Source organism: Aestuariivirga sp., assembly GCF_020252405.1.
Lineage (GTDB): Bacteria > Pseudomonadota > Alphaproteobacteria > Rhizobiales > Aestuariivirgaceae > Aestuariivirga.
In genome coordinates, this window is sequence record NZ_JADCDA010000008.1 from 110,303 (window position 1) to 122,929 (window position 12,627).

The 12,627-nt window shown below is 63.9% G+C and carries 7 protein-coding genes; 1 reads left to right on the plus strand and 6 read right to left on the minus strand.

Features of this window, described 5'->3' with window-relative positions; all coding sequences use genetic code 11:
- Positions 1 to 41: 41 nt before the first annotated feature.
- Genes ubiB through mutS form a run of 5 tightly spaced genes read right to left on the minus strand, consistent with a single transcriptional unit; the run spans position 42 to position 9,398 of the window.
- A complete protein-coding gene (gene ubiB, locus IOC69_RS02055) occupies positions 42 to 1,604 on the minus strand; it encodes a 2-polyprenylphenol 6-hydroxylase (RefSeq protein WP_290541854.1) in 1,563 nt (520 codons plus the stop codon).
- Entirely contained in the window at positions 1,604 to 2,371 is a 768-nt protein-coding gene (gene ubiE, locus IOC69_RS02060; RefSeq protein WP_290541855.1) for a bifunctional demethylmenaquinone methyltransferase/2-methoxy-6-polyprenyl-1,4-benzoquinol methylase UbiE, read from the minus strand. Before ubiE ends, ubiB begins: the two co-directional genes overlap by 1 nt.
- Positions 2,372 to 2,395: 24 nt before the next feature.
- On the minus strand, positions 2,396 to 3,946 hold the full coding sequence (gene murJ, locus IOC69_RS02065; protein ID WP_290541856.1) for a murein biosynthesis integral membrane protein MurJ: 1,551 nt from the start codon (positions 3,944 to 3,946) through the stop codon (positions 2,396 to 2,398).
- Between the two features lie 11 nt (positions 3,947 to 3,957).
- Entirely contained in the window at positions 3,958 to 6,717 is a 2,760-nt protein-coding gene (locus IOC69_RS02070; RefSeq protein WP_290541857.1) for a [protein-PII] uridylyltransferase, read from the minus strand.
- Complete coding sequence (gene mutS / locus IOC69_RS02075) at positions 6,714 to 9,398, minus strand: DNA mismatch repair protein MutS (RefSeq protein ID WP_290541858.1); 2,685 nt, start codon at positions 9,396 to 9,398, stop codon at positions 6,714 to 6,716. The genes IOC69_RS02070 and mutS overlap by 4 nt, the downstream gene beginning before the upstream one ends.
- Before the next feature lie 143 nt (positions 9,399 to 9,541).
- Here mutS and IOC69_RS02080 point away from each other — a divergent pair, with 143 nt between their 5' ends.
- Positions 9,542 to 11,812 carry an NADP-dependent malic enzyme gene (locus IOC69_RS02080; protein WP_290541859.1) on the plus strand — a complete coding sequence of 757 codons (2,271 nt, stop codon included), beginning with the start codon at positions 9,542 to 9,544 and terminating at the stop codon, positions 11,810 to 11,812.
- On the opposite strand, the gene IOC69_RS02085 is transcribed toward IOC69_RS02080, so the two are convergent.
- The gene (locus IOC69_RS02085) at positions 11,809 to 12,618 is read right to left on the minus strand and encodes a GNAT family N-acyltransferase (RefSeq protein ID WP_290541860.1); all 810 of its coding nucleotides are present in this window, start codon (positions 12,616 to 12,618) and stop codon (positions 11,809 to 11,811) included. The genes IOC69_RS02080 and IOC69_RS02085 overlap by 4 nt on opposite strands.
- Positions 12,619 to 12,627: the final 9 nt, after the last annotated feature.

Sequence of the window (12,627 nt, forward strand, 5' to 3'; positions counted from 1 at the left end):
GACCTATTATGACAGCAAAGGCTTCAACCTGCCAACCGCCCTCAGGTGATGAGCTTAATGGCGATGGCGGCGAGCGAAACGGCGCCCAGGGCGAGCCAGAAGCGAGTCCACCGGGCATGGCGGGCCTGGGAAAGGGCCAATTGCTCCGTCGTCTCCCGGTCGAGCCTCAGGCCTCCGGTCGCGGCCATAGCCGAGAGCATGGTTGTGGCGCGTTTGGCGTCCGCCAGCATGGCGGGAAGGCCGGCAAAAATCTGGCCCAGTGAACCCGCCGCCTCCTCCAGCTTGCCTGCAGGTCCAAGCTTGCGCTTGATCCAGCCGCCGACCACCGGTTCCGCGGTCACCCACATATTCAGATCCGGGTTCAGCGTGCGCGCCACGCCCTCGACCACCACCATGGTCTTCTGCAGCAGCAAGAGCTGGGGCTGGGCTTGCATGTCAAACTGGGCGGTGATTTCGAACAGCTGGGTGAGCAGCCGCGCCATGGAAATCTGGTTCGCCGGCCGGTCCATGATCGGCTCGCCGATGGAGCGGATTGCCTGAGCGAAGACGGCTGGATCATGGTGGCGGGGCACGTAGCCTGCCTCGAAGTGTACTTCGCTCACCCGCAGGTAATTCCGCGTGATGAAGCCATAAAGAATTTCAGCCAGGAACATGCTCTCCTTCGGTCCGAGCCTGCCGACAATGCCGAAATCGACGGCGACGAGATTGCCGGAGCGATCGACGAACAGGTTGCCCTGGTGCATGTCGGCGTGAAAGAAGCCGTCGCGGATCGCGTGGCGCAGGAAGCTCTGGATCACCGTGTCGCCGAGCTTCACCAGGTCAAAACCCTGCGCCCGCAGCGCTTCGACATCGGCAATCGGCGTGCCATCGATCCATTCGGTGGTGAGAACGTCGCGGCCGGTGCGTTCCCAGTTCACCCTCGGCACGCGAAAGCCGGGATCGTTCTTGGTATTCTGCGCCATTTCCGATAGTGCCGCCGCCTCCATGCGCAGGTCGAGTTCCTGCCGCATGGATTGCTCCAGCATGTGCACGGCGGCAACCGGGCGCAGCCGGCGGCCCTCGGCACTGAAGCGCTCCATCAGGCGCGCCGCAAAATAGAAGCTGCCGAGATCGGCGGCGAAGCGCTTGCCGACACCTGGCCGCAAAACTTTAACTGCGAATTCGCTGCCATCCGCACCGCGCGCCTTATGCACCTGGGCGATGGAGGCGGCCGCGACTGGCGGCCCGAACGCGGTGAACAGCACCTCAACGGGTGCGCCCAGGTTGCTGCGGATGATTTCCCTGGCAGTCTCGGTGGGAAAAGGCGGCAGCCTGTCCTGGAGGGCCTTCAGCTCGAAAGCACGCCGCGGACCCACGAGATCAGGGCGTGTCGCCAGGAACTGGCCAAGCTTGATGTAGCTGGGGCCGAGCGAGGATAGGGCGGCAGCCACCGCCATGTCGCCGTTGTTTTCGGGTTTTCGGGTTCCGAACCTGGCAATGGACAGCCCGAGCCGTGCCGCCCAGGGGAGCTGGCGGATCTGCTCCGGCGTCATCAGCGCGTCATAGGCCGCCAGCGTGCGGCCCGCACGCAGAAGGGCGAGGCTGTGCCGGATTTGTGAATACATCAGATGCGCCAGCCCGAATGGATCGCCACCACGCCGCCCGTCAGGTTGCGGTAGCTGACATTGGCGAAGCCCGCATTCTCGATCATTGCCTTGAAGTCGTCCTGCTTCGGGAAGGTACGGATCGACTCGACAAGATAGCGATAGGGACTGCCATCCCCGGTCACCACCTTGCCGATGGCGGGAACGACGGTGAAGGAATAAGCGTCGTAGATATTGTCCATCAGCGGCACGTCCATCTGGCTGAATTCGAGGCAGAGAAAACGTCCACCGGGCCTCAGCACGCGGTGCGCCTCCGCCAGAGCCTTGTCGATGTGAGTAACGTTGCGAATGCCGAAGGCGATGGTGTACCCGTCGAAGGCCTTGTCCGGAAAGGCCAGCGCCTCGGCATTGCCGACGGTGAAGCCGCAGCGTCCCAGCAGGCCTTCCGCCTCAGCGCGCTTTCTGCCCTCGTCCACCATTTCAGGTGAAATGTCGGCGACCGTCACGCGCACATTGGGACCACCCGACCGCAGGATACGGAAGGCAATGTCGCCCGTGCCGCCTGCCACGTCGAGGTGATTGAAGTCCGCCTGCCCACGCGGCGGGTTGAGCATGGCCACCAAGTCGTCCTTCCACAGCCGGTGCAGGCCGCCGGACATGAGATCGTTCATCTGGTCATAGCGCTCTGCGACCTTGGAGAAGACCTCGTTCACCAAGCCCTGCTTCTCGGCCTCACCCACGCGGCGGAAACCGAACGCGACGTCCTGTTCGTTGTTCTTGTCTGTCATGGGAGAAGCTTTAGCCATAATTCTTCAGCGTTTCAGCATCGACTTCAATTCCGAGAGCCGCATGGCACCCGTCAGGTGCGCCAGCACGAAATAGCTGACGATGCCGCCGCAAACGAGTACCGCAAGCCCCCAGGCGGCGGCCAGAAAACCCGCGTGTTCGGCATAATTGCCCTCCAGTGCCCAGGCCCCGGCCAGCAGCAGCCCGCCCATACCAAGCCCGGATGCGACAATCCGCGGCAGGCGGTGTCGGGCTCTCTCGTCGAGGGAGAAGAGCCCCCGGCGGGACAGGGTGACGCCCAGCAGGATGGTGTTGGTCCAGGCGGCCAGCGAAGTGGCGAGCGCGATGCCGACATGGCCCATGACGTGGGACAGGACGAGGCTGCCCACCACGTTGACGCCGACGGAGATCACGGCAAACTGCATTGGCGTTCTGGTGTCCTCGCGGGCGTAGAAGCCGGGCTGGAACACCTTGGAAAGTGAAAAGGCAACGAGGCCGGAGGCGAACGCCAGGAGAGCCGGCGCCACGGCGAAGGTGTCCGCCCGCGTGAAGGCGCCATGTTCGAAAACCGTGTGGATGATGGGGTGCGGAACAGCCATCAGCGCAATTGCCGCAGGCAGCGTCAGAAACATGGAAAGTTCCAGCGCTCGGTTTTGGCTGGACAGCGCGCCCGCCTCGTTTCCCGCGCGCAGCTTGCGGGACAGGTCGGGCAGCAACACCACGCCGATCGCCACGCCGATGACCCCGAGCGGCAGCTGGTAGAGACGGTCAGCATAATAGAGGAAGGCCACGGCTCCCGGCAAGGTGGTGGCGATCATGGTGGCAACCACGAGGTTGATCTGCATGACCCCGCCCGAGATAATGCCCGGAATCGAGAGTGTGATGACCTTTTTCACATCCGGCGTCAGACGCGGCCAGCGCGGCACGAGGCGCATGTCCGCCCGCCTGCAGGCGATGGCGAGCAGCGCATATTGCGCGATGCCCGAGGCAAAGAGGCCCCAGGCAAAAATGTAACCGGTTTTCGGTGTATTGCCCGTGGCCATGAGCCACGCCACCAAGTTGGAAGCAATCATCACGACATTCAGCAGGATTGGCGCTGCCGCGGCCGCGGTAAACCTGTTGAGGCTGTTGAGCACCCCCGACTGCAGTGCCGTCAGCGACATGAAGAGGAGGTAGGGGAAACAGATGCGGGTTAAGTCCACCGCCAGCTGGAAGGTTTCTCCACTGGCGTGAAAGCCGGGAGCGATCACATAAATCACCAGTGGCATGGCGATCATCGCCGCAGCCGAAAAGACGATCAGCCAGGCCAACAGGAAGGAGAAGACCTCGATGGCAAAATCCCGCGCCCTGGCCTCGCCATCGCTCTCCACGCGCTTGGCGAACAGCGGTACGAAGGCGTTGTTGAAGGCGCCCTCGGCGAACAGCGCACGGAACAGATTGGGAAAGCGCTGCGCGACGAAGAACGCCTCGGCAACGAAACTTGTTCCCAGGGCGAAGGCGATGAGCTGGTCGCGGACGAAGCCGAGCAGGCGGCTCACCAAGGTGAGGCTGCCGACGGTCGCGGCAGATCTGAGCATCGACATGGATCTCAAGCCTTCATTGGAGCTTGCGCCGCCGGTTTGAGGATGTTGCCCAGCGCGTTCTCGATCTGCCTGTGGCGCGTGGCGTTCTCGATTTTGGCTCCTGTCAGGTCGGTGACATAGAAGACGTCCACCGCCTTCTCGCCAAAGGTCGTGACATGAGCTGATGCGATGTTGAGGTTAAGCTTGTAGAGCGCTTCGGTGAGATCGTAGAGCAGGCCGATGCGGTCCAGCCCGTTGATTTCGATGACCGTAAAGCGGTTTGAAGACTGATTGTCGATGATGACGCGCGGCTCCACCGTGAACGCCTTGATGCGCTGCTGCGGTTTGTGGGCCCTGGCCACGGCTTCCTTCAGCCATAATTCGCCGCGCAGCGCCTTGCGCACCAGTTCGGCGATGCGCTCCGCCCTGCGGCGCTCGTCCTCCTCCTCGGGGAATTCGCGCTGGATCAGAATGGTGTCCAGCGCCATGCCGTCGGTGGTGGTGAAGATCTGCGCTCCGGCGATGTTGGCGCCTGCCGCCGCACAGGCGCCGGTGATCAGAGCCAGGAGCCGCGGGTGGTCCGGCGTATAGATCGACAGTTCGGTGATCGCGGTGAAAGCATCGGTCTCGAAGCTGGTGACCACGCTCTTCGGCGCGGCGCCGCCAATCATTCCGGCATGCTTCACCTGCTTGTCGGTGGAGCTGCCGAGCCAATAAGCGTCGTAGTGCCGTGCTGCGTAGGCTGATTTCTGCTCGCCGGTCCAGCCGGGCAAACGTTCGAAGAAGGCGGCCTGTGCGCCCGCCACGCGCTCCTTCCGGGACACCGCGGTGTGGCCGCCCGTCAGCACCGGTTCGGCTTCGGCGTAGAGCGTGCGCAACAGCTGACCTTTCCAGCCGTTCCACACGCCGGGTCCGACGGCGCGAATATCGGCGACGGTGAGAATGAGCAGGAGTTTCAGGCGTTCGACGCTTTGCACCACCGCGCAAAAATCAAGGATCGTTTTGAAATCGTTGAGATCCCGCATCTGAGCGGTTTCGCTCATCAGCAAATGATGGCGGATGAGCCATGCGACGGTTTCCGTCTCCGACGCCGTGAGCCCCAGCCGTGGGCAGAGCTCCAGCGCGATGCGTTCACCGGCGATGGAATGATCCTCCTTCCGTCCCTTCGCGATGTCATGCAGGAAGACAGCGACATATAGAAGGCGGCGGCTGGTGATTGTCGGGAAGATTGCGGTGGACAGTGGGTGGTCATCCGACAGCCGCCCGCGCTCGATGGCGGAAAGGTGGCCCACCGCCCTGATGAGGTGTTCGTCCACCGTATAGTGATGATACATGTTGAACTGCATCAGCGCCACGATCCGGCCGAAGGGCGGAATGAAACGGCCGAGCACGCCCGCCTCGTTCATCATGCGCAGAACGATGTCCGGATCCTCGATGGCGGTGAGCAGTTCGAGAAAGATCGCGTTTGCCTCCGGATCGTCGAGAATGTCGCGGAGGAGACCAAGCGACTTCCTCAGCAGCTTCAGCGTGTCCGGATGAATCTCGGCTCCGTGGCGGCCGGCGGCGGCGAAGAGCCGAATGATGTTGACCGGATTTCGTGCGAAGATATCGGGTGAGCTTGGCGCCACACGGCCGCCCTCCACCCGGAAGTCGGGTGCGTCGCGCAGCGTGCCGGAACTCCTGGAGATGAGACGGCCGAGCACGCGGCCGAGGCCGGGCACATCCTTCATCTGCCGTGCTTCGAGGCTCGCACACAGGATGCGCGTCAGGTCGCCCACGTCCTTGGCGACCAGAAAGTAGTGCTTCATGAAGCGTTCGACGTGCTTCAATCCGCCATGCGACCTGTAGCCGAGCCGCTCCGCGATGTCGGACTGACGGTCGAAGCTCAGGCGGTCATTGCCGCGCTTCGACAGGAAATGCAGGTGGCAGCGCACCGCCCAGAGCAGGCGCTCGCATTTCTTGAAGATTGAGAGTTCATCCTGGCTGAATGCGCCTTTCTCCGCCAGCTCGTCGGTCGAGTTCGTGGCGTAGATGTACTTGGCGATCCAGAACAGCGTGTTGAGGTCGCGAAGCCCGCCCTTGCCATCCTTCACGTCTGGTTCGACGATGTAGCGGCTCTCGCCCACCTTCAGGTGGCGGAGGTCACGTTCGCCCAGCTTGTCCGCAATGAATTCCCTGGCCCCCTTGGACACGATCTCGCGCCGGAATTCGCTGACCAGCCGATCGAACAGCATTTCGTCGCCGCAAATGTAGCGCGCCTCGAGAATGGCGGTAAGAATGGTGTTGTCCGACTTCGCGAGGCGGATGCATTCATCGATGCTGCGCGTTGCGTGTCCTACCTTCTGGCGCGTGTCCCACAGGCAGTAGAGGATGAACTCGACGATGTTCCGCACCCGCTCTGTCTGGCGGGCCGGCAGCACGAAGAGCAGATCGATGTCGGAACCGGGCGCCAGCGTGCCACGGCCGTAGCCACCCACCGCGACGATGGCGATCCGCTCCTCTCCGCCGCGGGCGGGGAACAGCGTGGTGCAGGCCAAATCGAACAGGCTGCGGATGAGTTCGTCTTCGGAAAGGCTTAGTGACTCGGCACAGCGTGTTCCGTCGCCATCGGCGATGAGCTGATTCTCGGCGAGCGCTTGAGAGTGTTCGAGCGCCGCCTTCAGCGCCCTCACGATATTGGGGCGCAGGTTGGTCTTGTTCGTGCCTGCATCGGCAGCCGCAGCCGCAAGCTGGTCGCGCAGCTGGTCAAGCTTCACGGAGGAACCGGTTGCAAGGGCTGTCCTCACGCCTGCCGCGCCCCCAGAAGGCTCTTCAGCTCGTAGATCAGGGTCAGCGCATCGCGCGGTGACAGGTCATCGGCCACCACCTGCGCCAGCTTCTTCTCGACGGCACTTTCCTTTTCCGGCGGTGACGGCGGTGCGGCGGAAAACAGTGGCAGTTCGTCAAGCAGTCCTGATGCCTGTGATGTTAATCCGTCGCGCTCCAGCCGTTCGAGCACCTTTTGTGCGCGGCTGATCACCGCCGGCGGCAGGCCTGCGATCTGGGCCACATGAATGCCGTAGGAGCGGTCGGCCACGCCCGCCACCACCTCGTGCAGGAAGATGATCCGGTCCTGCCACTCCTTCACCTTCATGGTCGCGTTGGCCAGGTGGGTGAGCCTGCCGGCGAGCTGTGTCAGCTCGTGGTAATGGGTTGCGAAGAGGGCGCGGCACCGGTTTACGCCATGCAGGTGCTCGAGCGTTGCCCAGGCGATGGAGAGGCCGTCATAGGTGGCCGTGCCCCTGCCGATCTCGTCGAGGATGACGAAAGATTTTTCGGTGGCCTGGTTGAGGATGGCTGCCGTCTCCACCATCTCGACCATGAAAGTGGAACGGCCCCGCGCCAAATCGTCGGCCGCGCCGACGCGGCTGAACAGCCGGTCGACCCCGCCGAAATGCGCCTCTGCCGCGGGTACGAAAGAGCCCATCTGCGCCATGATGACGATGAGCGCGTTCTGGCGGAGATAGGTAGACTTGCCGGCCATGTTGGGGCCGGTGAGCAGGCAGAGCCGCTTGGCCTCTCCCGAGATCTCGCAATCATTGGCGACGAAGGAACCGGTAGCCTGGTCCTGCAGCGCGGCCTCAACCACGGGATGCCGCCCGCCGCGAACCGTGAAGCGGGTCGATCCATCGACGCGCGGCCTCACATAACGCCGCCGCTCGGCCACTTCGGCAAGCGCCGCGGCGGCATCAAGCTGGGCCGCCGCATCGGCGATCTTGGAGAGAAGGTCGCGCCGCGCCGTTACGCGCGCACAGAGGGACTGGAAGATCTCCTGCTCCAGCGCCAGCGCCTTCTCCGCTGCCGCCGCAATGCGCTGGTCCAGCGAGGCGAGCTCGGCTGTCACGAAGCGCATGGCGTTCGCCACCGTCTGACGGTGAATGAACAGGCCCGCCTTGTCAGGCGACTGCAGGGCTGCGGCGGAGGTGGCGGTCGCCTCGATAAAGTAGCCCAGCACATTGTTATGCTTTACCTTGAGCGACTTGATCCCCGAGATCTCGCAATAGCGTGTCTGCAGCCCGGCGATCACGTGGCGGGTTTCGTCGCGGAGCGACCGGTTCTCGTCGAGGCCGGCGGAATAGCCCTGCTTCACGAACCCGCCATCGCGTGCGAGGACCGGCAAATCGACGTCGAGAGCGGCATCGAGTTCCCTCGCCAGGTCGAGGTCGCTCCAGCTCAGTGTCTCGCAATTCTTGTCCAGGTTTTCGGGCAGACCGCCGATCGTGGCGCTGGCGCCGATGCGGTGGGCAAGATGCCCTGCGATCATCAGCGCGTCGCGGATGCCGGCCAAGTCGCGCGGGCCCCCACGTCCGATGGCGATGCGGCCGAGCGCCCGTTCGAGATCGGGCATGGCGGCGAGCAGCTTTCGCACGTCCTCGCGCAAGGACGCATCGGTCACGAAATGCGCAACGTCGTCAAGCCGGTTGGCAATGGCATAGGGATCGCAGAGCGGCGTCGAGAGCCTGGCGGCAATGCAGCGCGATCCGGCGGCGGTGATGGCAAGATCGATCACCGAGAGCAGGCTGCCGCGCCGTTCGCCGGCAAGCGTGCGGGTGAGTTCGAGATTGGCGCGCGTTGCCGGGTCGATGAGCAGCACGGAGGAGGCCATCTCACGCCGCGGCGCGCGGAGATGCGGGGCCTTTCCGGCCTGGGTGAGGACGATGTATTCGAGCAGGCCGCCAAGCGCCGAGACTTCGGCGCGCGAAAAGCTGCCAAAACCGTCGAGCGCCTTCACGTCGAACCGTTCCTGCAGACGGCGCTCCGCGGTCAGCGAGTCGAAGCGCGCCGAGGGAAGCGGCGTCACCGGCGCTGCCGACCTGTCCAGCAGGTTCATGAACGCGGGGTCTGTCAGCAGCCCGTCGGCGGCGATGATTTCGCGCGGGTCGAGACGGGCCAGGTCGGCGGAGAGCCGTTCTGCGGACGTCTGCATCACCGCGAGTTCACCCGAGCTGATGTCGGCCCAGGCGATGGCCATCTCGCCCGACGCCTTGCTGCGCGTGACGCTCGCGAGAAAATTGTGGCTCCGCGAGTCGAGCAAATTGTCTTCCGTCAGGGTGCCGGGAGTGACCAGGCGAACGACGTCACGCTTCACCACGGCCTTGGAGCCGCGTTTGCGGGCCTCCGCGGGGTCTTCGAGCTGCTCGCACACGGCGACCCGGTGGCCCATGCGTATCAGCTTCTGGAGATAGGCGTCCGCGGCGTGGACAGGAACGCCGCACATGGGGATGTCCTCGCCCTGGTGCTTGCCGCGCTTTGTGAGCGTGATGCCGAGGGCATTGGCGGCAACCTCGGCATCCTCGAAGAACAGCTCGTAAAAGTCGCCCATCCGGAAGAACAGCAGGCTTCCCGGATTGGCCTGTTTCAGCACCAGGAATTGCGCCATGACGGGCGTTGCGCGGCTGGAGGGTTCCCCGCCGGCTCCTTCGCCCATATGGTCCATCCCGTTCACGGCGCTTTCCATAGCAGGAATCGACCAAAGAGGTACAAGCGGCGATTTCGGAACGCTTGAGTGTCTCCTGCCTCCTCTTTAGTCTGGCAGGTCCGCCGTCGAGGATTGTATTTTGGGGCAAAAACATGGACCAGAAGCCGCGCCGTCCGACCATCACCGATGAGGAGGCCCTGCAATTCCACCAGCGCGGCAAGCCTGGCAAGCTGGAAATCACCCCGACCAAGCCCATGGCAACCCAGCGTGACCTGTCGCTGGCCTACAGCCCCGGTGTGGCCGTCCCGGTTCGCCGCATTGCCGAGGTGCCGGAAACGGCATATGACTATACGGCGAAGGGGAACCTCGTGGCCGTCATTTCCAACGGCACGGCCATATTGGGCCTGGGCGATCTCGGCGCGCTGGCCTCCAAGCCCGTGATGGAAGGCAAGGCCGTGCTGTTCAAGCGCTTCGCGGACGTCGATTCGATCGACCTTGAGGTCGATACGAGGGACGTCGAGCAGTTCATCAACGCCGTGCGCTATCTCGGCCCGTCCTTCGGCGGCATCAATCTGGAAGACATCAAGGCGCCCGACTGCTTCATCATCGAGCAGCGTCTGCGCGAGGTGATGGATATCCCGGTCTTTCACGACGATCAGCACGGCACGGCCATCATCGCCACCGCCGGTCTGATCAATGCCCTCCATCTGACGAAGCGCGACCTTAAAACGGCAAAGATCGTGTGCAATGGCGCAGGCGCCGCTGCCATCGCCTGTGTCGAGCTCATCAAATCGCTGGGCGTGCCCAATGGCAATGTCATCCTCGCCGATTCCAAAGGTGTGGTCTACAAGGGTCGCACCGAGGGCATGAACCAGTGGAAGTCGGCCCATGCGGTGGACACCAGGGCGCGGTCACTGGCCGATGCCATGGAGGGGGCGGACGTGTTCTTCGGCCTCTCGGTTGCCGGGGTGCTGACGTCCGCCATGGTCAAGAGCATGTCCGCGAATCCCATCATTTTCGCCATGGCGAACCCGGACCCGGAGATTACGCCGGAGGATGTGCTGAAGGTGCGCCAGGACGCAATCATGGCCACCGGCCGGTCCGACTACCCCAACCAGATCAATAACATCCTGGGCTTCCCATATATCTTCCGCGGCGCGCTGGACGTGCGCGCCCGCACCATCAACGACGAGATGAAGATCGCCGCCGCCCACGCACTCGCGGGCCTCGCCCGTGAGGATGTGCCGGACGAGGTGGCGGCTGCCTATCATGGTCCCCGCCCTTCCTTCGGCCGCGATTATCTCATCCCCGTGCCTTTCGATCCGCGCCTCATCTCCACCATACCTGTCGCGGTGGCCAAGGCGGCGATGGAGAGCGGCGTGGCGCGGCGCCACATCGCCGATCTCGATCAATACGCCCAAATGCTCTCGGCCCGCCTCGATCCCATTGCGGGCACCCTGCAGAGCGTCTTCGGAAAGGTGCGCGTGGCGCCCAAACGCGTCGTCTTTGCCGAAGGCGAGGAAGACCGCATGATCCGGGCTGCCAACAGCTATGCCAGTGCTGGCCTCGGCCGCGCCATCCTGATTGGCCGCGAGGCGCAGATTCAGCAGACGCTGGCGAGCAGCGGGCTCGAACTGAACGAAAACGTCGAAATCTCCAACGCCCGCGTCTCCGAGCGCAATGTCGACTATGCCACCTTCCTCTATGAGCGGCTGCAGCGGAACGGCTTCCTGCTGCGCGATTGCCAGCGCATGGTGAACCAGGACCGGAATGTCTTCGCCGCCTGCATGGTGGCGATGGGCGATGCGGACGCCATGGTGACGGGCCTTACCCGCAACTTCTCCGTGGCCCTCGACAACGTGCGCCAGGCGATCGACAACCGGCCCGGCCACCGCCCGATCGGCGTTTCCATGGCGCTCGTCCGTGGACGGACGGTCTTCATTGCCGACACCTCGATCCATGAGCTGCCGTCGCCCGAGGAGCTGGCCGACATTGCTCAGGAGGCCGCGGGCGTGGCGCGCCGCTTCGACTACGAGCCGCGTGTCGCCTTCCTTTCCTACTCCACATTCGGCTATCCGCGCGGCGAGCGCGCAGCCTATGTGCGCGACGCCGTCGGCGTGCTTGACCGCCGCAACGCCGACTTCGAATATGATGGCGAGATGGCAGCCGACGTTGCCCTCTCGCGCGAGGCGATGGCGCTTTACCCCTTCTGCCGCCTCACCGGGCCGGCAAATGTGCTGGTGATGCCGGCGGCGCACTCTGCCTCGATCTCGACGAAGATGCTGCAGCAACTGGGCGGTGTCACCGTCGTGGGGCCGCTGCTCACGGGTCTTGATCGGCCTGTGCAGATCGCGGCGATGTCGGCCACCGCCTCCGACATTCTCAATCTCGCCGCCATAGCGGCCTATGACATCAACCGTTAGGGGGCTCCGAAGTGCGCGAAATAGCGCGGATGAATGACCGAGACAGGCAGAATGACCAGCACGTCGATGGTGTTGAACTGGCGGTCGATCACCGCGCCGTCGCCGATGTAGCAGCCCAAGCGGAGGTAGCCTTTGACGAGCGGAGGCAACTGCTTCAATGCCCGCCTTGTGTCGATCCCGCCGTGCGGCAGGCCGCGCATCTCGATGCGGTGGCTGTCGTGCGCGCGCACGGCCCATTCCGGGGGTGCAGCGGCCGTGGCGAGGAAACTCAGCGAAAGGGCGTGTGCGCCCGGCTCTGTGCCCTCCAGGCTTGCGCAGCCGAGCATCACGTCCAAGCGGTGGGCACGCACGTAATTCCAGATGCCCTGCCACAACAATTCCACCACTGGCTTTGTGCGGTAAGGCCTCAGCACACAAGACCGCCCAAGTTCCAGGAAGCGCAAGCCGGGGTGTGCGGCAATCAGCGGCGCGATGTCGAATTCAGCCTGCGTGTAGAAGCCGCCACAGGCCTCGGCCACCTCTTGCCGCAGCAGGCGATAGGTGCCGATCAGCTCACCGTCGCGGAGATAGATGACATCTCCGGTGGCCGAAGCGCCTCGCTTCACCACCAAAAGATGATCGCAGATGGCGTCAAAGCGGTCGACGTCCATGCGCCGTGACGCCATGTCGCCGACGGGTGTCGCGCCCAGCTCATCGTAGAATATCCTGTAGCGAAGCTGCTGGCAGGCGAGAACTTCGTCAGGCCCGCTGGCCTGCCGCAGAAGCAGGTCCCCCTTTTCGACGCTGATGTCCCGTGATACCCGCAATGTCGGTGG

Coding starts and splice junctions, on each gene's coding strand:
- ubiE (WP_290541855.1), bottom strand. CDS start 2,371: ATGACAGACAAGAACAACGAACAGGACGTCGCGTTCGGTTTCCGCCGC.
- mutS (WP_290541858.1), bottom strand. CDS start 9,398: ATGGGCGAAGGAGCCGGCGGGGAACCCTCCAGCCGCGCAACGCCCGTC.
- murJ (WP_290541856.1), bottom strand. CDS start 3,946: ATGCTCAGATCTGCCGCGACCGTCGGCAGCCTCACCTTGGTGAGCCGC.
- ubiB (WP_290541854.1), bottom strand. CDS start 1,604: ATGTATTCACAAATCCGGCACAGCCTCGCCCTTCTGCGTGCGGGCCGC.
- IOC69_RS02080 (WP_290541859.1), top strand. CDS start 9,542: ATGGACCAGAAGCCGCGCCGTCCGACCATCACCGATGAGGAGGCCCTG.